Genomic DNA, 23,958 nt, shown 5'->3' with positions numbered 1-23,958 from the left:
ACATCATTGGGGTGCGGCGGTCGATATGGCTCAGTAGCGGGCGCCACGCATCGGGGCGGGGTCGTACAGGCCCGAATGCGTGGTCGATCCGATCTCGAGTTGGGCGGGCTTGGCCTCGACGATGGGGGTGAACTTCTGCAGCGAACCCCAATCCCGGCCCCAGTTGTTCCGCATGTACGACGGAATGATGGTGGGCCGCAACATCGCCTGGGTGATGCCCAGTGGTCCGCCGGCGTCGCCGGACATCCAGGTCTGGGTGCTCTGGCGAGTTGCCTCGGCGTCCGGCAGGATGCGCCACTTCGGCACCTCGATCACGCCGTACTTCACCGCCATCGGCTGCTGGCATGGGAATGCCAGAGCCGGTAGCCAGTCGATCAGCACTGGATCGTCGTGGCCGACGAGCTTGTCGAGGGTCTCCATCTTCGTGATGCGAGGAGGCGTGAGCGCCAGCCACTGATCAGGGGCAGCAGAGGTGTCCGCAGCGATCACGCGCACCACAGAGGCCCCGGCGGGGGCATCGCTGAGCGGGAACCGCAGGTTCCGCCAGATCGGCTGCTCGCCGGTGTCGATCGGACCCATCTGGCCGAGCGCCACAACGGTATTGCCGGGTCCGGGGCGCCCGAACTCCACAACCAGTTTCTGTCCGGACTGGACGATGCCGTCACCGTCGACGGCTTCGATGCGCCCGGACGCCGACAGCGTGAGCAGCGGTGAGTCCGCATTCGGCGCGGGCATCTGGTACCAGGCCGAGGTGAGGGATCCGCCGGACGCGCCATAGCTGCCCAGGACCGGGGTGATCGCCGGATCGAGGCCGAACGGTAGACGCACCGTCGAGCCGTTCACGCCGAGAGCGCCTTGGCCGCCGCCGGTTCCGGCCTCGTCGGTGTCGTCCGCCTCATTGGCGCCTGCCCCGGTCTGCGCGGTGTTCAGGGCGGCCGCCTCCGTCGACTCGGTTGCGTCCACGGACAGGTCGTCGGGTACGCCGTTCGGGGTGAATCCGGTCATGTCGGTCCCGGCGAGTGCTTCACCCGGGGTCAGGTCGACCTGACCGGCAACAGATGCCGGCTGCAGCAGTCCCGTGTTCGGATTCGGCTCCACCAGGATGTCGTCGGCCATCGCGCAGATGTCACCTTGCAGTGCAGCCACATTCGAGTTGAGCCACGAGTAGCTGTCGCGCTGTTCATATGCTGCCTTGGCGAACGACAGCAACATGAACAGGACCACCAGTCCGGAGATGACAGGCATGGGGGAGAACGCGAACCGGTGCCAGAACTTCGAGCCCTCTGTGCGCTGTTCGGAGTCGACGTAGTCGTCGCGGAAGTGCTGGTACAGGCCCACCAGGGTGGTGGCGACAGCGATCGCGAGGACGATCCACGCGACCCGGATCCCGGCGATGGCAGGCGGCCGATCCCACCACGGGATGCCGTAGCTACCCACGAACCACCAACCGTTGGTTCCGGCAAACGACAGCGCGGTCACATAGAGCACGGCGGCGGCGAAGAACGTTCGATTTCGCCTGCGCCGCAAGATCGCCGGGGCCATCATCGCGCCGGCGGCCGCCGCGAGCGCCGCGCCGATACCCGCGTAGACACCGAGGTGATGGGTCCACTTGGTCGGTGTGAAGGCGAGGAAGAAGATGAAGCCGAAGACACCGGCCACCAGACGCCAGGTGGGTCCCTTCGGGATACCCATCGGTGTCCGGCGACGCAGCAGCATCAGCAGGACGACCATCAGGCACAGGAATGCCATCAGGATGCCGAATCGCCTCGACAGGGTGCCGTCGGCGGTTGGCAGCATCAGGTAGTAGTACCGGACCGGTTCCTGCCACCATTCGAGTGTCGGTCCGACCTCGGTGGCCACGTTCGACGACGTCATGATCGTGGCGAGGGTCTGGTCGGCAAAGATGTTGTACAACACCGCGGTTCCGGCTGCCAGGATCGGTACCAGCAGTGGCAGTAGTCCGTCACGGCCACGGCGGGCCATGATCCGGCGCAACAGTGGCCGGATGCCTGCGAGCAGAAGTGCCACGGCCATCAGGCCACCGGGCGCCAGCGCCAGGGTGAACGACGCGATGATCGCAGCGACCGCCAATGGAAGTAATCGTCCCGTGGCGATCGAGCGGTCCACCGAACACCAGGTCAGCAGGGCGCCGACCGCCAGTGCGGGTTCGGGGCGCAGTCCGTTGTTGTACGGCAGCCAGATGGCCAGGAACACGAACAACGCCGACCACAGGGCCGGGGTCGAATGCCGGACCGTGCGGCCCAGGCGTGGGATCACCTCACGGGAGATCAGCCACCAGCCCAGAAGCCCGAGCAAGAAGGCAGGCAGACGCATCCACGGAGTCGACAAACTCACGTGGGTCATGGCCGAGATCACCTGGTAGTGCCAACCGAACGGATCTTGCGGCACACCGAAATAGCGGTAGTAGTTGTCGACGTATCCGGCTTTGCTCGCGATGCGTCCGACCGTGAAGTTGTAGCCGTCGTCAGAGGTGTTGGCCCCCATCAGCCACCACAGCGCCAACGTGGCGAACACCACCACATCCGAGACGCGGATCGTCCACCAACGCCGGGGCAGGAATCGGTGATGTCCGCGACCGTCGCGCGCATCGAGCAGTGCCAGCGCGATCAAGGACAGGATGGTCATCACGATGCCGATGACCATCGCCGCGAACTTCAGGTTTGTCGGGGTGGTGACGAACCGGGTGTCGATGGTGGCCGAGAACTCCAGGCCTTGCGGCGAAACGCTCTGCGGCAGTCCGGTGAACACACCGACGATCTGTGGGCGCAGGTTCGGATCAGGGACGTCGAACGAGAGCAGACCTTCGGTTCCGCCGTTCACGATCTCGCCGTAGGCGCGCTCACCGTCGGCGTTGAACGTGATCCGACAATCCGGATTCGACTGGGCTGCAGCACGATCCGCTGTCAGCAGCACCACGTCACGGTCGGTGACGGTGATGCTGTCGGATGTGGCGCGGATGAACAGGCCTCGCGACGTCGCGTCCTGTCCGCCCGCGGGCAACGTCGAGAGCAGTACGCCGCCATCGGCGGGCAGATCGGCAGCGGTGGAACAGGGTACGGACACCCGCATGTCGACCGGTACAAAAGAGACCAGCGGCGCCGAGACGTTGGTGACCTGGTTGTCCTGCGGCCAGTTGAGTTGCGCGGTGGTCTGATTCACCGGCATCAGCGGACTGAGGCAGGCCAGGAGCACGCCGATCAGGCCCGCCACCACGGCAACTATCTTGACGTTCCGGTAACCAGGGCCGGCAAATCTGCCCACTGACCCGTTTTTACTGATGATGCTCGCCTTTTCACTCATTTTCTTGCGGCACCACTCTCAGCGGACCGGTGCGCGACCAGCCCCATTTTGTTTCGGTACCGGTGATGATGTTCGCTTCCGGGGCGTCGGGCACCAGCGGGATCAGGGCCTCGAGAGATCCCCACGAGCGGTACCAGTCGTCGTCGAGGTAGGTCGCAACCGTGTCGGCGCGGGTGACGGCTTCGGTCACACCGAGCACGCCGCCGTCTTCGGCCGCCTGCCAGGTCTTCGATTGCGATGCGGCCGTGGTGCGGTCCGGCAGGATCCGCCACGCAGGGATCTGGGCGACCCCGTCGTTGATGGCAAACGGGCGCTGGCACGGGAACTGGCTCGCGACGGAGAAGTCGATCAGCGTCGGTGCCTGGGATCCGACGACCTCCTGCAACGTCCGCAGCTGCGGTGCCCGCGGTGGGGTGATCGCCAGCCACTGCTTGTTGTTGACGTTGTTGTCCTTGGCGATGATCCGCATGCCGGTCGCCTCGGTGGGTACCTGATCCATCGGGATCACCAGGTTGCGCCACGGCCGGTTCGGCTTGTCCGGACCCGGGTCGATGGGGCGGATCTGCGCCCCGACATCGACGAACGTGCCGTCGGCCTCTTCGATGCCGAACTGGATCTGCAGTTGCTGCCCGAATGTCATGACGCCCTCTTCGTTGAGCGTGAGGACCGGTCCGGCGGCGCTGAAAGCGAGGATCGGGGAGGCGTCACGGGCCGGCAGTTGATACCAGTCGGTCATCAGTGTGGCCTCGCCCGAGTCGTACCCGTAGCTTCCGAGCACCGGCGTGGTGGCCGGGTCGAGTCCGAATGGCAGGGCGACCTTCGAACCGTTGACCGTCTCGGGGCCGTATCCGCCTGCGATACCCGCGCCCGATCCGGAGACGACGAAGGGCTTGTTGAAGCTGGCCGAGACGTTCATCTGTCCGGGGCGGGCCGATCCGGCCTCGGGTGTGAGGCTCTCCGCGACACCGTTGGGTGTGAACCCGACCGGATTCTCTCCGGCGAGGGCATCGGAGACCGAGACCCCGTCCGCGGGGGTCAGCATGCCCTTGTTGGGGTCCTGCTCGACCAGTACCGCGTCCGCCATCGCGCAGCTGTTGCCCTTCAGGGTGGCGAGGTTGGCGTCGAGGACCGTGTATGCGGGGTAGCGGGAGAGCGCGGCCTTCGCGAACACCGCAAGCATGCAGATCACCATGAACCCGGCGATCAGCGCGATGGGGGAGGAGGCCAGGGTGAGCCGGCGACGGTCGGACTTCTTCTGGGCCTCGTCGCCGGTGTGGACCAGGCCCTTGTTCTGCACGAAGTCGTGGCGCAGGTGCTGCCAGACGGCAACCGCAGCGGCGACGACGGCGAGGATCAGGAAGATCGTCGAGACCTCACGTCCGGCCAGGACGGGTGCCTTGTCGAACCAGGAGATACCGAAGTTGTAGGCGAACGGCCAGGCGTTCTCGCCTGCCATCGCCGCGGCCATGGCAAACATCAGTCCGGCGACGAACACCGAGAGGTTGCGTGTCGATCGGGCCGCGGACTGGGCGACGGCGACGGTGGCCGTGGCCGCCAGTGCGGCTCCGAATCCGGCGAAGATGCCGAAGTGGATCGTCCACTTGGTTGGGGTGAACATCAGCAGCAACAGCGTGATCAGGGTGGCTCCGAGGACGCGCCACACCGGACCCGGGTCGATCGCCCGAATCTTGCTGCGCCGCAACATCACAGCCAGCGTCACGAACATCGACGCCAGCAACAGGAGTAGCGGAACCCGTCGGGTCAGTGCACCGTCGGGCGTGGTGACGGTGATGAAGTAGTAGCGCAGGTATTCCTGCCACCACGAGATCGTGGGGCCGACGATGTAGCGGGTGCGGACCGCGTCGAAGACCGTTGCCAGCGTCTGATCGCGGAACACCACCAGCACCACGAGAGAGGCGGCGGCGACCGACGGTGCGGCAAGGGCGGCCAGGTTCACCCAGCGACCACGGGTGGTGGTGGCCGATTCGCGGCTGCGCTCGATGACGATTCGCAGCATCGGGCGGGCGCCGACGATCAGGACGGCGATCGCGATGACACCCTGCGGGGCCAGTGCCAGCGTGAGGCCTGCCACCATCGCCGCCAGCGCGGCGGGGAGTAGACGTCGCGTGGCGATGGCCTGCTCGACAGCCCACCAGGTGAGCAGTGATCCGAGGATGATGATCGACTCGCTGCGAAGGCCGCTCGCAAAGGGCATCCAGAACGCGGTGAACACCGTGGCTGCGGCCCAGACGGCCCAGTTGCTGCGGCGCACCCCCGCGCCCAGTCGCGGCAGGAGCACCCGCGAGAGGATGAACCAGGACGCCAGACCGGCCAGCAGCGAGGGGATCCGCATCCACAGACCGGATGTCGACACCTCCGACCAGGCGGCGAGGAACGAGTAGTACCAGTCGAACGGGGCCTCGGCGATCCCGTAGAAGCGGTAATAGTTGGCCAGGTAGCCGGCCGATTCCGAGGCCCGGCCCATGTTCAGGATGTAGCCGTCGTCGGGCGATCCGGCGCCGAGGAAATGCCAGATCACCAGGACCGCGGTGACGGCGAGGTCGCTGACCCGCGGCCGCAGCAGTCGCTTCCAGGAACGTTTCCCGATCCGGCGGTGGTAGCCGTCGATCCGGTCAAGCAGGGCCAGGCACACCAGTGAGATCGCGATGGCGATCAGACCGAGGACCAGGACGATCGTCTTGATCGCGGTCGGGGAGCTGTCGAAACGGTTGTCGACGGTGGTGGTCGCCGAAAGTCCTTGCGCAGTAGCAGCTTCCACGTCACCGGTGGACAGGTCGGTGAATACGCCGTCGAATTGCGGACGCGAGTCGATCCCGAGGAGGCCTGCGGGACCGAGCCCGACGAACTCTGCGCCTGCACCGGTCGGCGTCGACCAGACGTGTAACTCGCGGCACTGCGGGGTGCCGATGTCGGCGCGCGCCGCGGATGTCGCCAGTTCGTTGCGGAACACCACTGAGACGGAGTTCGCAGACGCGTTGACCACGAGGGCGTTCTGGTTGTAGCGCTCGGCTCCCGGCGGCATGGTCGCCAGGACCAGTCCGCCACCTTCTGGCAGCGTCCCGATCAACGAACAGGGGATCGTCGCGTCGAAGGCCTGCGGGGTCTGCGCGATCAGCGGCGCGGTGACCGATGCGGTCTCGGAAGAAAGCTGCTGGCCGGTGGGCCATTCGATGGTCGCGGTCGACTGCTTGACGGGCAGCAGGGGAGAGATCGCGCAGAACACGATCCCCACGAGACCGGCCACGATTGCGACCCAACGGACTGTCCCCGCACTGGGGAGGTGAGAGGACACAGGCACGAGAGACGATGGTATTGCACTGACCTGAGAACCCGTACCTGCCCCGTGACCAGGGCAAGGTCCGGCTCGTTCTCAGGGTCGGCTCGTTCTGGGTCTCAATAGCGGATCGGTGCCGGACTCCACAGACCCGAGCGGGTTGCGGTTCCCAGGTCCAATTTGGCCACCGTGGCGGGTTCACCGAACGGCTCGTACCGCACCAGCGAACCCCAGTCGCGACCGATGTCGCCTTCCAGGTAGGACGGCACCGTCGTCTTGTCCAGGGCCACCTCGATCCATCCCAGCGGTCCGCCACCGAAGGCATCGGACCACGCACCGACGGCCGCGGACAGGTCTGCGCCCGGTGCGATCCGCCACTTCGGGATCTCGGCGACGCCGTACTTGTGACCGAACGGACGCTGGCACGGGAAGGCCAGTCCGTTGGTCCAGTCGATCTGTACGGGCGCCTTGCTGCCGACCATCGCCTGCAGCGTCTCCAGCCGCGGTACCCGGGGTGGGGTCACGGCGATGAAGTTGTCCTGGGCCAGATTTTCGTCCTTGGCCACGATCCTGATGGCCGTGGTGTCGGCCGGGAACGAACTGCGGTAGGTGCGCAGGTCGCGCCACGACGGACGCGGGCCCGGATCGATCAGGTCGACCTCTCCGGCCACCTGGTAGTCCTCGTTGAGGTCGCCCGAACCGGCCGAGTACTCCAACTTGACGTGCTCGATGTCGAACTGGCCCGCCACGGCCATCGTGACCAGCGGGGTGTCGGCAGTGCGCGCAGGCAGTCGGTACCACGATGAGGTCAGATACGAGGGGAACTGGTCGTCCTGCGAGTAACTGCCGAGGACCGGTGTCTTCGCCGGGTCGAGCCCGAACGGCAACTTGGCCGTGCTGCCGTTGATCCCGGCCTGGTCGGACTCGCCGCCGCCCGTACCGCCTGCGTTCGAGTTGAGGACGTCGGGCGAGGCCGCGACATTTGCGCCGAGAACACCGAGGCTGCCGGCGCTGGCGGTCGAATTGAGTGACAGCGGCAGGCCGTTGGGTGTGAACCCGGACGTTGCCGGGGGTACGCCACCGGCGGGCTGGGTGCCGGACAGACCGTCGACGATGTTGCCGTTCACGGGTTCGAGTAGATCTGCGGAAGGATCGGGCTCGACGAGGACCTTGTCGGCCATCCCGCAGACCTCACCGGTCAACGCATCGATGTTGGACGAGGGGACCGAGAACGACCCGCTCTGCTTCACCGCCGAGGCCATCGAGGTGGCCAGTAGGAAGACGACTACAAACATGGCCGCGATGGCCAGTGGTGAGGCGGCGAGCGTGCCCACCCACCGGCGGCGGCCGCTGGTTTCGGGTGTGTTTGCCGTCTCGGGTTCCCGGAACGGCTCCCGGAAATGGAACCAGAAGGCGGCCAACAGGGCCAGCACGCTCAGGAACAGCAGCAGGCTACCGAGGGCGACGCCCATCCGTACCGGGAGCACGCCCCACGGCATACCCCAGTTGGAGACGTAGAACGACGCGTTGGGTGCGGTGAACGACAACCCTGTGACGAACAGGACCAGCGCGACGAACAGCGTTCGGTTGCGCCGAGCGTGCATTGCCTCGGCGCTCACGGCGATCGCGGCGATCGCGGCCAGTGCGGCGGCCAGACCCGCGAAGACACCGAACTGGTGCGTCCACTTGGTGGGCGTGAACATCAGGAAGATCAGCGATGCGAACGTGATCCCGACGATGCGACGCGACGGCCCGAGCGCGGTTCCGGGGATCCGGCTCTTGCGGATCAGCATTGCCCCCGAGACCACCAGACCGACCAGCATCGCGAGCACGGCGAACCGGCGGCCCACCGAACCGTTGGCGGAGAATTCGAACAGTGCTGTGTAGCGGTCGAACTCGTTGTACCAGCTCAGTGAGGGTCCCAGTGCCGTCTTCATGCTCGTCGACTGGGTGAAAGCAGCGAGTGTTAGGTCGGAGAACACCACGAACATCACGAAGACGCCGGCGGCGCCGATCGGCGCGAGCAGCGCGAGGTAGCTCTGGACGCCGCCGCCGATGGTCTTGGCTCTCTTGATGAGCGACATCACCATCGGGCGGGCGCCGGCGATCAACGCGGCCACGGCCATCAGGCCGGTCGGACCCGCGGCGAGACTGAACGCGCCGATGGTGCAGGCCACCGCCGCAGGCAACATCCGACCGGTGGCGATGGCACGTTCGACCGAACACCAGGTCAGCAGTGCGCCGAGGCAGATGATGGGTTCGGGACGCAGCCCGTTGTTGAACGGGAACCACGATGCCATGAACACAAACGCTGCGGTCCACGGCACGATGCGATTGACGGTCGCCGCGCGTCCCAGCCGGGGTAGCACCTCATGGGAGATGATGAGCCACACCAGGATTCCGCATACCAACGCGGGAAGGCGCATCCACGGGCTGGCGGTCGTGACGTGTGCGAGCCATCCGAAGATTTGGTAATACCAGCCGAACGGCGCCTCGGGTGCGCCGTACCAGCGGTAGTAGTTCGCCGTATATCCGGCATCCTCGGCGACCCTCGACATGGTCAGGATGTAACCGTCGTCGGACGTGTTGACGCCGACGATGTGCCAGATCAGCAGGCCGCCGATGACCACGGCATCGCGGGCGTTGAATCGCCACCAATTCTGCGGCAGGATCCGTCGGTGTCTACGGCCGTCGGTGCCGTCGAGGACGGCGAGTGCGCCGAGTGAGATCAGAGTCAGCACCACCCCGACCGCGATGGCCATCCACTTGAGCACCGTGGGGGCCGTTGTGTAGCGATCGTCGATGGTCGCGTGCGCCTTCAGGTCCGGCAGGGTGCTCGCCGAACCGGTGAGGTCGGTGTAGACACCGGTGAGCTGCGGGCGCTGATCGCCATCGGTGGTCTCGCCGACCAGCGGCTCGCCCTCGGCGTTCGTCATGCCGACGAACTCGGCCCGCACCGACTCGAAGGTCGCGGTGACGTTGATGCTCTGGCAGTCCTGCGACCGGATCTGGGCGAGGGTGGCGGAGGCGACCGGGGTGTTGCGGACCACGACCTCGACGGACTGGCGATCCAAAGCGTCGGTGGTCTGGCCGGACTTGCGAATGAACAGGCCTCGGGCGACCGATTTCTCGGCCTCCTTCGGGAGGGTCGAGACCAATACGGTCTGCCCTGGTTCGGTCAGCTGGTCGAGGGCAGCGCAGGGCACCGAGATCTCGAGGTCGATCGGCACATAGGACACCAGTGGTGCCAACACCGATTCCAGCTTGTTCTGCTGCGGCCAGTTCAGATCGGCTGTGGTCTGGGTGACCGGGAGCAGCGGAGTGAGCAACGCAAGAAGGATTCCGGCAAGCCCTGCGATGATCGCGGCGATTTTCGCGATACGGACCCGGTCTCGGCCTGCGGTGCCGACAGATGGCGGCGTCTTGTCTGTCTCGGCGGCATCTGGCACAAGGACTGATGCTATCGGTCCTTGCGTGTCGGATTGACCAGCGGTGCGGTGGCGCGCAATACACTTTGCGCAATGAGCGAAAAACTGGGCGCGATGAGCGAAAAGCTGCCTGTCCTGTTGCTGAACGGTCCCAATCTCAACACGCTCGGGACCAGACAGCCCGAGGTGTACGGCTCCGACTCACTCGACGACGTGGTGGCGCTCGCGACCTCGACCGCTGCCGAGTACGGGTTCACCGTCGATGCGCGCCAGACGAACCACGAGGGCGAGATGCTGGAGTGGATACAGCAGTCCCGGGGGCAGGTCAGCGGAATCGTCATCAATCCGGGCGCCTGGACCCATACCTCCATCGCGCTGCGAGATGCCCTGGTCATCCCGGAAGTACCGATCATCGAGGTACACATCAGCAACGTGCATGCCCGCGAGGATTTCCGGCACAAGTCGTACGTTTCCGGGATCGCATCGGGCGTTGTGGCCGGTTTCGGGGTTCGCGGATATGAGTTCGCGATTCGCCGGATCATCGATCTGATCGGCTGAACCTGACGTCTCCCGCCCGACCGACAGTGTGGTCAGGGTCACGCCCGATGGTGCAGAATGACCCCAGTACGCGGGGCCGAACCCGAAAGTGGACACGTTCGCCCTGTTCAGCGACTCGCGGGCGGCGCGTGGGAAGGATGTGCAGAGCTCCTCGGTTATGATCCAGCAGAGCCTTTGCGCCCACTCGGGCGTTGGATCTGTACGGAGTTGTGTCGGGCCGTGGTGTGAACGAGGTAGTTTCGCGGTCGGTCCCTTTCGAATAGGGACCCGCGTGTTTCTGAGTTGTCTAGGTGTGTGGAGGGTTCTATGCGGGAGTTGTGTGTATGACGCTCCGCGATGACCGCCGACCCGCCACTGCCGATCCGAAGAGCGGTGTGGTCGGCGCCGCGGAGTACGAATCCGCCGAGTTCGACGCGGCGGAATTCGATACTTATGAGTCCGAGCTAAGGCAGACCGGCTTCCGGGCAGTCGCCACTCGTGTCAACCGCTACCTCGCCCGGCCCCGATGGTGGCTTGAAGTCCTCATGCTCGGATCCCTGTACACGGTCTATTCGCTGATCCGTAACAGCGTCGGCGACGTGGCCGACCAGGCCTACCGCAACGCCAACGACATCCTCCGTTTCGAAGACGCCTGGCACATCGCGCTCGAGCGGCCGCTGAACGAATTGGTCCACACCACCGGGTGGCTGGCGAATATCGTTGCCCTGCAGTACGCGACCCTGCACTTCTGGGTCACCCCGGCCGTGTTGATCTGGTTGATGTTCCGGCGCAAGGAGCACTACCGCAAGGTGAGCGGTGTCCTGGTCCTCACCACCGGTCTGGCGCTGATCGGCTTCTACTGCATGCCCACGGCACCGCCGCGTCTGCTTGCCGACGAAGGCTTTGTCGACATCATGGCGCAGACCGCATCGTGGGGATGGTGGCCCGCATCCGGTGCGCCCGGAAGCGACGCGATCTCGAACCAGTTTGCCGCCATGCCGTCGTTGCACTGTGCCTGGGCAACGTGGTGCGGCATAGTCCTGTTCTGCTTCGCGAAGTGGAAGTGGCTGCGGTTCGTCGGTTTGCTCTACCCGCTGACCACCTACTTCGTCGTGATGGGTTCGGGTAACCACTTCATCCTCGACGTGATCGCGGGCGTGGCCCTGCTTGCCGTTGCCGCGCTGATCATTTACGCACCTGCGCTGCTGCGTTGGTGGCGCCACCGATCGGCGGTCACGCCGGCCATGTCTGGAGTGCCGCTCGGATGAGTCTTCCGGCGGCCACGCCACTGTTGCGCTGGCGGCCCCTGTGGCCGATGGTGTTGGCGGCGGTGGCAATTGTGACGCTGTGGCTTGCCCACCCGACGGTTGGTGACCTGCAAGCAGCCATCGCCCGGGAAGAGGCCGCTCGTTCGGGTGTCGGCCTGGGCTACTGGTTCGGTTGGTACGGAGGCGTATCCCCGGGAAGCTATTCACTCATCGTCCCGGCCCTGTCGACAGTGACCGGATCGCTGCTCCTGTTGTGTATCGCGACGGCGATCATCGCTTTGCTGTCGATCCCGCTCTCCAAAGGTGGAACCCACGCCACAGCGTTGATGTGGGCGATCACGATCGCCGCTGTTCTCAACATGTTGTCGGGACGGGTCGCGTTCTCTGTTGGCGCGGCGATCGCCCTGGCCTCGATACTTGCCTTCCGGCGAAACCTGTTGCCGCTGACGGCCATCGGTCTGCTGGTGGCGGGTTTGGCCAGTCCGCTCGCGCCGGCGTTCGTCGGATTGGCGGCGTTACCGTTCGCTCTCGGCAAGGATGCCCGGGCCCGCAAGGTCTGGTGGATTCTGGGTGGGGCCGGGCTCGGGGTCGTCGTGCCGTTTGTGATGTTCGGTGCGCCCGGCGCACAGGGCTTTCCGGCCACCACCTTGTTCTGGATGGCGTTGATAGCGATCGGCGCCTCGTTTGTGCTGACCATTCCGCCGGCCAGGTGGATAGTGCCGCTCGCGAGCGCGGTGGCGATCTTCATGTTCCTCGTCCCGACCGGGATCGGTTCCAACCTGAGCCGGTTCTTTTGCCTTGTGCTGCCGTGTATCTGCTTGTTCTATTCGAAGAAGTCATTGAAGGTCCTGGCGATCGCCCTGGCGCCGGCATTGATCTACGCCGTGTTCGTGGCGTCGGCTGATCAGGTGGTCGGTGCGGATTCCGGTAAGAGTGAGACCTCGTACACACCGCTTCAGTCGCTGTTGCTCGCACAACCGGAGATCGACAACCATCGCGTGGAGCTCGTGGATGCCACGACTCATGCCGGGGCACACAAACTCGGCCTGGACATCAAACTCGCGCGCGGCTGGGAGAATCAGTCGGACTCGCGGTACAACCCGATCTTCTACGAGAAGGATGCGCTGACGCCGGAGTCCTACCAGGGCTGGCTGGCCGAGAACGCCGTCGCTTTTGTCGCGGTCTCCGCAGATCCGTTGCGGCAGTTGAAGGATGAAGCCGCGTTGGTGACCGACGGCCTGCCCTATCTCGATCGCATGTGGGGCAACGACGACTGGACGCTCTACCGCGTCGAGCATCCGAGACCGATCGTGCCGCTGCCACTCACCGTGGTCGAGTCGTCGCCGTCCAAACTCGTGCTGGACGTTCCCAATTCAGATGCGCATCCAATTCAGTTGCGCTACAACAAATATCTCGTTGCACGTAGCAGCGTCGACGAGTCCGTGTACGCCTGCATCGAGGAAACCGAGGACAGCTGGGTCACTCTGCAGGCTGCGGTGCCCGGCGAATACACCCTCGAAGGACTTCTCTCTGTCCGTGGTGTGGTCGGCGCCCAACCTGCAGACTGCGGCGAGTCCTGATTAGTGGCCCCCCAAGGGCCCACACTGTGTAGTTGTCAAAGATCTTGCAGTTCACAGGGTTAGCTGTGTTGCATTGGTGGTTCTGGCAAATGTGCTGTCACAGGGTTGTTGTCGGTCTGGCGGTTCCTGTTCCGGTTCGGTCGTGCTTATGCGGCGAGGGGCTCGGAGGTCAGGGTGCGGCGGGCATGCGATCTCAGCGGTGTCTTGCTCGCATCATCTGGTGCAACAAACCAGGGGTGTCCGTCGCGACCGATGAATACCGTCCACCCGCGGTGGTGGATGTATCGGTGGTGGCGTCGGCACAGCAGGACGGTGTTGGTCAGGCTGGTGGTTCCGCCGTTGCGCCAGAAGTCGATGTGGTGGGCGTCGGTGTAGCCGGCAGGGCAGCCGCAGCCTGGGAATGCGCAGCCGCGGTCTCGGGCGATCAGTGCTTTGCGGATCGCCGGGGTCACGGTGCGGTGCTCGCGTCCGACATCGAGTGGTACGGAGTTGTTGTCGAGCAGGATTTTCGTGATGACTGAATCGCAGGCGACCATCTGCGCGGTGGGTGCTGAGGCCGGCCCGGTCCATTCGAATGCCGGTGCCATCGCCGTTGGTGTGGCGTTGCCGAGTCCGCGCAGCTGTAGTGCTTGGAGGTATTCGGCTGTCACTGTCACCGTGACGTGCGGTTTCACGCCGCCGCTGGAGGGCCGGTTTTCCTGTCCGAGATAGAAGTCCAACAGTCGTTCCAGGGCGTCGGCCCGGATTTGGGCGTTGTTACGTGGGTCTGGTGACCCATCTGGTTCGGGTACCGGTGTGGATAGTGGTTTCAACGCGACGGCAAGTTTCTCGCCCACAAGGTTGTCCAGGTCGAACACGCCGTGCGTGCGGCCGTCGTCGCCGGTTGCGAATGAGAATTCATTCAAGTCGTGATTCTCGGCGTCGGGGACTTCTTTGTCCGGTGGTGACAACATGATCGCCATATGCCGCGCCCGCGCAGAGACTGCGGCAGGTGTCGTCGTCAAGGCTTCAGTCAGGAGCCCGCGCACACAATCGGCGCGGTCACCGTCGGTCAGGTCAGGATTTCGCCGTTCAATATGGTTGAGGCCCTTCACGATCGAATCGACATGCTCACCGGACAGTGTTCCGTCGATACCGTAAGACGCCACCGACGGAATGTCGCCGAGTGTCTTGCCCACCCGTACGTACCGGTGCGCGGCGGCCGGCGCCATCCCGGCCTTTTGTAGCAGTTTTGCGGTGGAACCATCACCCGATTTCTGCGCTATCCCACGCCGATCGATTTCACCGACAAGTCGGAAAAGTATCTGCTCCACAACATGATTGAGTCGAATAACCGCCACCGTGTGTGATGACATCTGCGCATCATCCCCGGCGACCAATGCCGCATCCCCTGCCAGATCTAAAAGTCTGGCGAACATTCCCCCGAAGTCCATGACTCGAGATTACACCCAGAAAGCCATTCGCACAAGCGTTCGAAATATGTTAATTCGACTGCACTGCAATATCTTTCGCAGATCTTACGTTCTCGGCCCGTCAGTGTAACGAGGGGCTATGACATTGATGACGATGTCGGCGTAGGAACGAACCGGCCCAACGCGCTCAGCGTCTCGTCTCGTACCGGGTCATAACCACCCCGCCGGGAAACGTCCGCTTCTCCACCAGATTCAGATTCACCCGGCTATCCAGCGTGGTGAAGAACGGCGTGCCGCCGCCCACCAGGACCGGGTGGGTCACGATCGTGTACTCGTCGACAAGCCCGGCCCGCATGGCCGCCCCGGCCAGCGTTGCACCACCAACCCTCATCGGCTCGCCGTCCTGCGCCTTGAGTCGGGTGATCTCCGCGACCGCGTCGCCGGTGACCAGGCGGGTGTTCCAGTCGACCTTCTCCACCGTCGAGGAGAACACCACCTTCGGCGTGTCCCGCCAGTTCCGCGCGAACTCGATTTCCGCCTTCGTGGCATTGGGCTGCTGGTCGCCGGTCGGCCAGTGGGAACTCATGGCCTCCCACAGCTTGCGCCCATACAGCAACAGGCCGACCGCCCGCTCCTGATCGAGCCACCACTGGAACAGCTCGTCGCTCGGCGCGCTCCACCCGAGGTCGTCGCCGGGCGCGGCGATGTAGCCATCCAGTGTCAGGTTCATGCCGTAGATCAGTTTCCGCATCGCGCTCTGCCTTCCGTCAGCCGGTGTCGGAGGTTTAGACCGGTTCAGCGTACGAAACTGATCGGTGTGAGCGCTGGCTCGCAGGTAGTCCTCGCATTCGGGGCACAGCGTCGCCTACGCGGACCAACCTCATGCGATGGAACAGCTAGTTCCGGACCACCAGAACGAACGGGCCGATGTTGGTGACCGTGAAGCGTGGATCGTCGAAGACATTGGGGTTGAAGGTCACCGTGTACCGGCGAACATTCGGGTCGTTGGGGTAGACGTCCTCGGCCAGGCGCAGTGCGTAACCCTCGGCGCTGTAACGGAACAGGAAGACCTTCGGCGGCAGCCAGGGCGAGGAATCCAATTGCCCGATCAGAATGTCGGTGGTCTCCGATTCCGACCATGCATTGATCGCTGCGGCGCGTTTGTCGAACTCCGCCAACGGGTTTGCGTAGTGCGAGGTCAGCCCCTGGAATCCGAAGTACGGATAGATCGACAGGAATCCGTAGTCGGCGGTCAGGACGATGGTGTCGGCCTGTGGCCTGCCGGTCTGTTCGAGGATGACGTCGTTGATCTCCGGGAAGTAGGCCTGTGCACCCGGTGGTCGCTGATCTGCGCGTTCGCCGTAGCCGTCGGTGTCTGTGTACGCGACGGTGATCTCGGCGGCCAGATGGTTCGGAATGCTCTGCCCGACCGCGATGGCGGCGAGGGTCGCCATGATGGCGATGGCGGTGCGGACGTCGCCGAAGCGGCGGACGACGTAGCCGGCGAGTTCGGCGAATCCGTAGACCCCGGCGACGCCGAGGATCACCGTCAGAACCGGCTCCATGCGGAACGAGAGCAGCGTGGTGCCGGTCGCTGTCAGGGCCATCGAGAACAGGCAGAACAGGTAGATGGAAAAGACGGTGATGCCGTATGCCAAAGCGACGGTGCGCGTACGGAATCGGAGCACGATCCAGATCAGGCCGACCATGGTCAGCGCGCCGATCAGAGACCAGTGCAGCATCGGGGTCGGCAGCACCGCACCCGAACTCGGCAGGTAATGCTCAGCGGTACCGCCGGAGGCGGGCTTGTTCCTCAGCCTGTCGAACAGGTACGGCGCCCAGACGATCAACGCGACCAGACCGGCGATGACGCCCATGGCCAGCAGGCGCAGGGCGTAATCCCGGACCGCACGCCACCGGGCCGACCGGATGGCGCTGGGTGGAATCGTCTTGTTGGACTGCCCGAACCAGGCCGCCAGCACGAAATAGAGCGCCATCAGGACAGCGGTCATCGCATAGAGGCCGGTGTAGAGCGTGTAGAAGGTGGCGCTCAGACCGAGGAACAGTCCACCGGCCAGGATCGCGGGCCTGCTACCCGAGCGCAGTCCGTGCAGGATGGTGATCAGCATCGGTGCGCCGATCATCACCAGAACGGCCGCATACGGTTCGGGACTGACGGACATCAGCGTCAGAACCGTGGATGCCAAGGTGACGGCGATGGCCCGGTCGGTACGGATCATGCGCTGCCACAACGCCATCGCGACCGCCGCTGCAACTGCGATCGAGATGATCGACCACGGTTTGTACGCTTCCCAGGCGGGCTGACCGGTCAGGTCGGCGTACCGGCCACCGAGCCAGAACCAGCCGGCCGGGTAGTACGGCGGCAGGTCGGCATACGTCATGTCCGCCAGCCGGGGGCTGTTGGTCAGACGCGTCAGGTATTCGGTCCGGAACTGTTGATCGACAGAGATTCCGAACAGGTAGAGCTTGGTGGCACCCAGCGGCATCGCCAGTGTGACCGCCGCAAAGGACGAGATACCCACCCATGACAGGGGTTTGATCAGACGGCCGGCCTTGCCGGTCCGCGACAGCACCACCGCGATCAACAGGATCACGATGGCCGCCACCTGGCCGGTGGTGGTCAGCGCGGTCGCGACATTCGACGAGTTGAATGCCGGCCAGTCGACCTTCGAGATCACGGCCAGGCCGGCGCCCGAGACCACGAGGGCCACGATGGCCGCGCCGATCAGATCCCCTATCGAGGACAGATGGGTCCGCATCGGCTCAGATGGGAAGCTTGCGGAAGATCGGGCGCGGGATGTGCCGGAGGATGATCATCACGAAACGGAACGGCCCCGGTGCCCAGACCAGTTCCTTGCCCTTGTCGGCCGACGTCACGGCCAGCTTGGCCACATCTTCCTTGTTGACCGTCAGCGGCGCTTCTTTCACATGCGCCGACAGCCGGGTGCGGACCATGCCGGGGCGGATGACGAGTACTCGGATGTTGTACTCGCGCAGTGCCTCGCCGAGGCCGAGGTAGAAACCGTCGAGGCCGGCCTTGGTGGAGCCGTAGACGAAGTTGCTGCGACGCACCCGTTCTCCGGCCACCGAGCTCATGGCGATGATCTGGCCGTGGCCCTGCTCGCGCATCTTCTGCCCGAGGAGCACGCCGACCGAGACTGCTGCGGTGTAGTTGATGGTGGCGGTGAACACGGCTTTGCGCTGGTCCTGCCACACCTCTTCGTCGACGCCCTGGACGCCGAACGCCACGATGGCAACGTCGATGTCGCCGCCTGCGAACGCCTGGTCGATGACGGCGGGGTGCGTCTCGGGCTTGAGTGCGTCGAAGTCGATGCGCTCCACGGACGATGCGCCTGCGGCCTTCATGGTCTCCACGGCCGCCTCACCGGCGGGGTCGCCGGGCATGGTGGCCAGCACCACGCGCATCGGCCCCTTCTTGAGGTACTCGGCGGTGATTGCCAGACCGATCTCGGAGCTTCCGCCGAGGATGAGCACGGACTGGGGGACGCCTACGGCGTTGATCATGAATGTTCCTGTCTACGTTGAGAGTATTTGTGGCTCAGGCGAGTTCGAGGCGTCGAGCCATGTCGGAGATGAACACTCCGGTCGGATCGATCCGGCGACGGGTTGCGATCCACGAGTCGATCTCGGGGTACATGGCGTGGAAGTTCTGCGCGGAGGTCCGCGAATCCTTGGCCGTGTACAGCCGTCCGCCCATGGCCATCACCCGACGGTCGAGTTCATTGAGGAACTCGCCGAGTCCGCGCTTGATCGGGAAGTCGAGGCAAACGTTCCAGCCGCGGAACGGGAAACTCAGCGGCGCCCGGTTGCCCTCGCCGAACAGCTTGATCACGTTGAGGAAGCTGACGTGTCCGGATGCCTGGATATCGGCGATGATCGATTTGAATTCATCCTCGTTGCCGGTGGGCACGATGAATTGATATTGCGTGAATCCGCCACCGCGTCCGTAGGCGCGATTCCACTCTCCGAGGACGTCGAGCATGTGATAGAACTGCGGCAAAGTTTTGACCTGACCGGTTTTGTTCGATCCGATCCGGTAATACGCCTCGCCGACGATCGAGAAGTCGAGTTTGTTGGCCAGGCCCTTCGGGAAGACGTCCGGCAAGGTCAGCAGTGGCTTGCTGACGAACTTCAGCGGATCCTTCTGCAGCTTCGGCGGGAGTTCTTCGAGCTTCGCGAGGTTACCGCGGCTGAAGGATCCACGGCCCAGCTTCGGTGGCTTGCTGATCGAGTCGAACCAGCCCGATGCGTACTCGTAGCCGTCCTCGAAACCGTCTTCGAGGTGCAGTGCGATCGTCTCGTCGAGGTTGGCCGTGGTGGCGGTGTCGGCGATGAAGTAGGCGCTCTCGGTGCGCTTGAGCTGCACCTTGGCCCGCAAGATGATGCCGGTCAAGCCGATTCCGGCGACCGTTGCCCAGAAGAGTTCACCATCTGGATCGTCGGAGGTGCCCGACGGTGTGAGCGTCAGGACGCGACCGTCGGCGACGAGCAGCGTGATCTCGACCACGTGCTGCCCGAACGTGCCTGCGCTGTGATGGTTCTTGCCGTGGATGTCGTGGGCGATCGCACCGCCGATGGTGACCTGACGGGTACCCGGCAGCACCGGAACCCACAGCCCGAACGGCAGGGCGACGGCCATCAGCTCATCGAGCGAGACGCCGGCGTCGAGGTCGACGATCCCGGTTGTGTCGTCGATCGAGTGGATGCGCTTGAGCTGCGTCATGTCGATGGTCAGGCCACCGATGTTCTGCGCGGACTCGTTGTATGAGCGTCCCAGACCGCGTGCGATCACGCCGCGGCGCAGGTAGGACGGCTTGTCGGCATTGGCATCGGCAACCTGTGCGACAGCCTTGGCGATCACCTCGACATCAGGTGTCGCCAGCACGTGACCCTCGATCGGCGTCGTACGGCTCCAGCCGACGAGCTTGCGGGTTTCAATGGGCAATTCAGCGGTAGACATCGATTCAGAGACTACCTGGGGTGGAACAGTCGGCCGCGATGTCTGTGTGACAACCAACGATGGTAGGAATCAGGTATGACCACACGATGGGTGTTCATCACCGGAGCCGCAGCGGGTATCGGGCGCCAGAGCGCGCTGACCTTCGCACGCAGAGGATATTCGGTCGGTGCCTATGACATCGACGACGCCGGACTGGCCACTTTCGCCGCGGAGGTTGCCGGGGCCGGTGGGCAGATCGTCACCGGCCATCTCGATGTGACCGATGCCGAAGAGTTCGGTGCCCGCCTCGACGAGTTCGCCGAGCACAGTGGCGGTCGACTCGATGTGTTGCTGAACAACGCCGGGATCTTGCTGGCCGGGGCTTTCCAGGACATTCCGTTGGCTGCTCAACACCGGCAGATCGACATCAACGTCAAAGGCGTGACAAACGGCTGTCACCAGGCTTTTCGGCATCTGAAGAACACTCCGGGCTCCGTGGTGGTCAACATGGCATCGGCCTCGGCGATCTACGGCCAGGCCGAACTGGCCACCTACAGCGCCACCAAGTTCTATGTCCGCGGTCTGACCGAGGCGCTCGACATCGAGTGGGGTGTCCACGGGATCCGGGTGATCGCGATGTGGCCACTCTTCGTGCAGACCGCGATGACCGAGAACGTGTCGACGGGCACCACCGACTCGCTGGGGATCCGGCTCGGACCCCAGGACGTGGCCGATGCGATCGTGGCGGCGGTGGAGGAAACCAGCGTCGACAAACTCATCCACCGGGTGCACTACGCGGTGGGCAGGCAGACCAAGGTGATGACGGTCGGGTCGCGGTTCTCCCCGGCGTGGTTGACGCGACTGGTCAACAAACGTCTCGCACATACGTAGAGCGAGACCATTTCAGGGTTCGAGGACCGCTGCAGCCGCATTGTGTCCCGGGATTCCACTGACCCCGCCGCCGCGTCTGGCTCCGGCCCCTGCGATGAGGAGGCGGGGATGCTCGGTCTCCACACCCCATGTCCCCACGGCATCGGCGGTCGGCGCCCACGGCCATTGCAGTGGCCGGTGAAAGATGTTGCCGCCGGGCAGGCCCACGTCGTCCTGCAACTCCAGCGGGGTCTTCGCCTCGATACACGGGTCGCCGTTGATGTCGACGGCGATGACGTCGGCGATGGGTTCGTCGAGCACAGAGTCCAGCGCGGCCAGAGTTGCCTGCACCGCTTGGTCTTTGGCGCCCGCAGCGGCGAACAACCCGGGCGGCATGTGCAGGCCGAACAGGGTGAGAGTGTGCATGCCGTCGAGTGCGCTGCCGAGGATCGTGGGGTCGGACAGTGTGTGGCAGTAGATCTCACAAGGTGGTGTGGTCGGAATGGAACCGGCCGCGGCCTGCTGATGTGAGCGTGCGAGGGCCTCGAAACCCTCGTGCACATGGAAGGTCCCGGAGAACGCGACTCCCGGTGCGATGGACTGATCGCGAAGCTTCGGCAGACGTCGCAGCAGCACGTTGATCTTCAATTGCGCACCCTGCGGCGGCGGCCCACCGACTGTCGGGGTGTCGAGCAACGTGTCGAGGACCGCGGGCGCACAGGCGGCATGGATGAACTCGGCCGACGCGGCACCGCCGGGCCAGCCGACCCGGCCGTCGATTGCATCGATGGCAGTCACCTCGACGCCGGTCCTGATCTGCGCCCCGGCCGCGACGGCCGCCGCCGCCAGCGCGCCGGACACCGCACCCATGCCTCCGACGGGGACGTCCCAGTCACCGGTGCCGCCCCCGATCAGGTGATAGAGCAGACAGATGTTCTGCAGCAGTGAGGGGTCGTACAGATCGGCGAACGTGCCGATCAATCCGTCCGTCGCGACGATCCCGCGCACGATGTCGTCGGTGAACGTGTTCTCGATGATGCTGCCGAGTGGCGTGCTGGTCAGTTCGTCCCAGAGATCCATCGATTCGAGGTCGGATCCGGCGATCGACGCCATCTCGTCGGCGCTCATCAGCGGTCGCAACATGGTCGGGAATACACCCTCGGCGATGGTGGTCATCACGGCGTAGAACTTCTGCCAGGCGGCGAAGTCCCGGTCCGAACCGGTGGCGGCGCGAAACGACGCCGCGGTGGCCCGGTCGTCGGCGGTGTCGACGAGGATTCCGCGGCTGGGGTCGATGGTCAGCGGGGTATATGACGAATAGCGTCGTCTGACGAGTGTGATGTCGAGGTCGAGATCGGTGATGATCTGCCGGGGCAGCAGCGACACCAGATACGAATAGCGAGAGAGCCGGGCGTCCATGCCGGGGAAGGGCCGGGCAGAAACGGTTGCCCCGCCGATGTGATCGGACCGCTCGAGAACCAGCACCTTACGACCGGCACGTGCGAGGTAGGCGGCCGCGGTGAGGCCGTTGTGGCCGGCCCCGATCACGATGTCGTCGTAGGTCTCCATGCGGTCATGATGCCGCGGCCTGCGTCCCGCTACCAGGCGCTCTGGTCAGACGAGCAATTGTCACGGTGTCTTTATCCGGCCCGGTGGCATTTATCTTGCAGCCAGATCTGAGAACACCATGAGCGTTTATCCAGGCGAGCGCGCCGAATATTGAAATGCGGCGATGAACGCTGAAATAACGGGCGAACCACCACATCCGGTATTATCTTTGCTGTAGGTAATTACCGGTACTTGTTCATCACGTGAGGGGCATCGAAATGCAGATCTGGGGAACCGGAGCATTCGACAACGATGCCGCGACCGCTTGGGTGGGCAAGTTCGACCGTGCCGCTGCAGCGGCGAGACCGATTGTGGCGCGTGCCGCGTTGTCGGCGGTATTCGATCGCAACGACGAGGCTGTCGGATTCACGGCTCTCGCGGCCGCGACGACGGTGGCAGCGGCGCTTCCTGGTAGTCCCCTGCTTGTTGCCGGTATTGGTCCAAAAACATTGGCGGACAGTGAATTCTCGGTGTCATCCGAGCTCTCTGATCTCGCTCTGGCGGCACTGAAACGGGTCGGTTCTTCCATCAGTGAGTGGTCTCTGGCATGGACCCGCTCCGGAAGTCTCGATGACGCGCTCGCAGTCCTCGACGCGGTGATCGACGAGTTGGAAGAACGGTCAGAGCGCGGTCTCAGAGTGCGCGCAGCTTCTTGAGTAAAGGTTTTGCTGCCTCACTCAAGAAGACGTCCTGCGTATTTCCGCCGACCTGTACCAGCGCGACGTCGGTATAACCCGCCTCCAGAAAAGGTTTGACGCTCTCGGCCAATTCATCGAGGTCGGGTCCACAGGCAATCGATGAGGCGACGTCTTCGGGCCGAACATATGCGGTCGCGCCACTGAAACCTGCGGGGGTGGGCAAATCGGCGTTGACCGACCATCCACCGGCGAACCAGCGAAACTGGTCGTGGGCCCGGGCAATTGCGGTGTCGCGATCGTGATCCCAGCAGATCGGGATCTGGCCGATCTTCCTGGAGTCGTCGGGGTGGTGCCGGTCCCATGCGCTGACCAGATCGGCCTCGGGTTCGGTGGAGATCAGATGATCGCCAAGCGGTGCGAGCTTCTCGATCAACTTGTCGCCCGACACCGCAAGCCCGATGGGTACCCCATCGTCGGGCAGATCCCAGATTCGGGCGGAATCGACGCGAAAGTACTTGCCATCGTGGGTTACCAGCTCACCGGTGTGGAGCTCTCGGATGATCTCGACAGCCTCGACGAACATGTCCTGACGTTGGTCCACAGCGGGCCAGCCCTGGCCGACCGTGTGCTCGTTGAGGTTTTCGCCGGAACCCAGACCGAGGATGAAACGCCCATCGGCGAGTAATTGCATCGTCGCTGCCTTCTGCGCGATGACGGCGGGGTGGTACCGCATCGTCGGTGCGGTCACGTAGGTCGCCAGATCGACGCGTTCGGTGACGTGGGCGACAGCACCCAACACGCTCCAGGCGTAAGGCGCGTGGCCCTGTGACACCAGCCATGGCGAGTAGTGATCGCTGGCGACCTCGAAGTCGAAACCTGCATTCTCGGCGGCCGCCGCGTAGCGCACCAGGTCCTTGGGGCCGCTCTGTTCTGTCATCAACGTGTATCCGTAACGCATACCCCGAAGGGTTCCCCGTGTGCTCGCAGGCAAAACCTGGCACGTGGTACGCCGATCCGATT

The 23,958-nt window shown here is 64.4% G+C and carries 15 protein-coding genes; 5 read left to right on the top strand and 10 right to left on the bottom strand.

What is annotated here, in order from left to right:
- Positions 1-30: 30 nt before the first annotated feature.
- The 3 genes from AC1TPF_RS01890 to AC1TPF_RS01880 form a co-directional block, all read right to left on the bottom strand.
- Positions 31-3,321 (bottom strand): arabinosyltransferase domain-containing protein, encoded by a 3,291-nt coding sequence (locus tag AC1TPF_RS01890; protein ID WP_482142408.1) that lies wholly within the window; start codon positions 3,319-3,321, stop codon positions 31-33.
- Positions 3,314-6,640 (bottom strand): arabinosyltransferase domain-containing protein, encoded by a 3,327-nt coding sequence (locus AC1TPF_RS01885; protein ID WP_482142406.1) that lies wholly within the window; start codon positions 6,638-6,640, stop codon positions 3,314-3,316. Before AC1TPF_RS01885 ends, AC1TPF_RS01890 begins: the two co-directional genes overlap by 8 nt.
- Positions 6,641-6,735: 95 nt before the next feature.
- Positions 6,736-10,065, bottom strand: coding sequence for an arabinosyltransferase domain-containing protein (locus AC1TPF_RS01880; RefSeq protein WP_482142405.1), 3,330 nt, complete (start codon positions 10,063-10,065; stop codon positions 6,736-6,738).
- 72 nt (positions 10,066-10,137) lie between these two features.
- Here AC1TPF_RS01880 and aroQ point away from each other — a divergent pair, with 72 nt between their 5' ends.
- The 3 genes from aroQ to AC1TPF_RS01865 all read left to right on the top strand — a co-directional run bounded on the left by aroQ (position 10,138) and on the right by AC1TPF_RS01865 (position 13,429).
- Positions 10,138-10,602 carry a type II 3-dehydroquinate dehydratase gene (gene aroQ, locus AC1TPF_RS01875; protein WP_482142404.1) on the top strand — a complete coding sequence of 155 codons (465 nt, stop codon included), beginning with the start codon at positions 10,138-10,140 and terminating at the stop codon, positions 10,600-10,602.
- 323 nt (positions 10,603-10,925) lie between these two features.
- A complete protein-coding gene (locus tag AC1TPF_RS01870) occupies positions 10,926-11,849 on the top strand; it encodes a phosphatase PAP2 family protein (RefSeq protein ID WP_482136790.1) in 924 nt (307 codons plus the stop codon).
- Positions 11,846-13,429, top strand: a complete 1,584-nt coding sequence (locus tag AC1TPF_RS01865) for a hypothetical protein (protein WP_482136791.1) — start codon at positions 11,846-11,848, stop codon at positions 13,427-13,429. The genes AC1TPF_RS01870 and AC1TPF_RS01865 overlap by 4 nt, the downstream gene beginning before the upstream one ends.
- A gap of 146 nt (positions 13,430-13,575) precedes the next feature.
- Here AC1TPF_RS01865 and AC1TPF_RS01860 read toward each other — a convergent pair whose 3' ends face one another.
- From AC1TPF_RS01860 to dprE1, 5 genes are all read right to left on the bottom strand, one after another.
- Entirely contained in the window at positions 13,576-14,862 is a 1,287-nt protein-coding gene (locus AC1TPF_RS01860) for an HNH endonuclease (protein ID WP_482142403.1), read from the bottom strand.
- Positions 14,863-15,028: 166 nt separating this feature from the next.
- Positions 15,029-15,592 (bottom strand): dihydrofolate reductase family protein, encoded by a 564-nt coding sequence (locus AC1TPF_RS01855; protein ID WP_482142402.1) that lies wholly within the window; start codon positions 15,590-15,592, stop codon positions 15,029-15,031.
- A gap of 145 nt (positions 15,593-15,737) precedes the next feature.
- The gene (locus tag AC1TPF_RS01850) at positions 15,738-17,621 is read right to left on the bottom strand and encodes a galactan 5-O-arabinofuranosyltransferase (RefSeq protein ID WP_482142401.1); all 1,884 of its coding nucleotides are present in this window, start codon (positions 17,619-17,621) and stop codon (positions 15,738-15,740) included.
- 4 nt (positions 17,622-17,625) lie between these two features.
- Positions 17,626-18,387: a decaprenylphospho-beta-D-erythro-pentofuranosid-2-ulose 2-reductase gene (gene dprE2, locus AC1TPF_RS01845; protein ID WP_482136795.1), complete on the bottom strand. Its 762-nt coding sequence runs from the start codon at positions 18,385-18,387 to the stop codon at positions 17,626-17,628.
- Positions 18,388-18,421: 34 nt separating this feature from the next.
- Positions 18,422-19,843, bottom strand: a complete 1,422-nt coding sequence (gene dprE1, locus AC1TPF_RS01840; RefSeq protein WP_482136796.1) for a decaprenylphosphoryl-beta-D-ribose oxidase — start codon at positions 19,841-19,843, stop codon at positions 18,422-18,424.
- Between the two features lie 75 nt (positions 19,844-19,918).
- On the opposite strand from dprE1, the gene AC1TPF_RS01835 reads away from it, so the two are divergent.
- On the top strand, positions 19,919-20,713 hold the full coding sequence (locus tag AC1TPF_RS01835) for an SDR family oxidoreductase (RefSeq protein ID WP_482142400.1): 795 nt from the start codon (positions 19,919-19,921) through the stop codon (positions 20,711-20,713).
- Between the two features lie 12 nt (positions 20,714-20,725).
- Here AC1TPF_RS01835 and AC1TPF_RS01830 read toward each other — a convergent pair whose 3' ends face one another.
- Positions 20,726-22,261: a phytoene desaturase family protein gene (locus tag AC1TPF_RS01830; RefSeq protein WP_482142398.1), complete on the bottom strand. Its 1,536-nt coding sequence runs from the start codon at positions 22,259-22,261 to the stop codon at positions 20,726-20,728.
- Positions 22,262-22,518: 257 nt separating this feature from the next.
- On the opposite strand from AC1TPF_RS01830, the gene AC1TPF_RS01825 reads away from it, so the two are divergent.
- Positions 22,519-22,956, top strand: a complete 438-nt coding sequence (locus AC1TPF_RS01825) for a DUF4259 domain-containing protein (RefSeq protein ID WP_482142396.1) — start codon at positions 22,519-22,521, stop codon at positions 22,954-22,956.
- On the opposite strand, the gene AC1TPF_RS01820 is transcribed toward AC1TPF_RS01825, so the two are convergent.
- The gene (locus AC1TPF_RS01820; protein WP_482142395.1) at positions 22,934-23,896 is read right to left on the bottom strand and encodes an LLM class F420-dependent oxidoreductase; all 963 of its coding nucleotides are present in this window, start codon (positions 23,894-23,896) and stop codon (positions 22,934-22,936) included. The genes AC1TPF_RS01825 and AC1TPF_RS01820 overlap by 23 nt on opposite strands.
- Positions 23,897-23,958 lie beyond the last annotated feature (62 nt).

The sequence above is a fragment of the Williamsia sp. Y853 genome (assembly GCF_056786495.1).
Note: the sequence above shows the minus strand (reverse complement) of the source record. Positions and strands in the feature narration are given on the sequence as shown.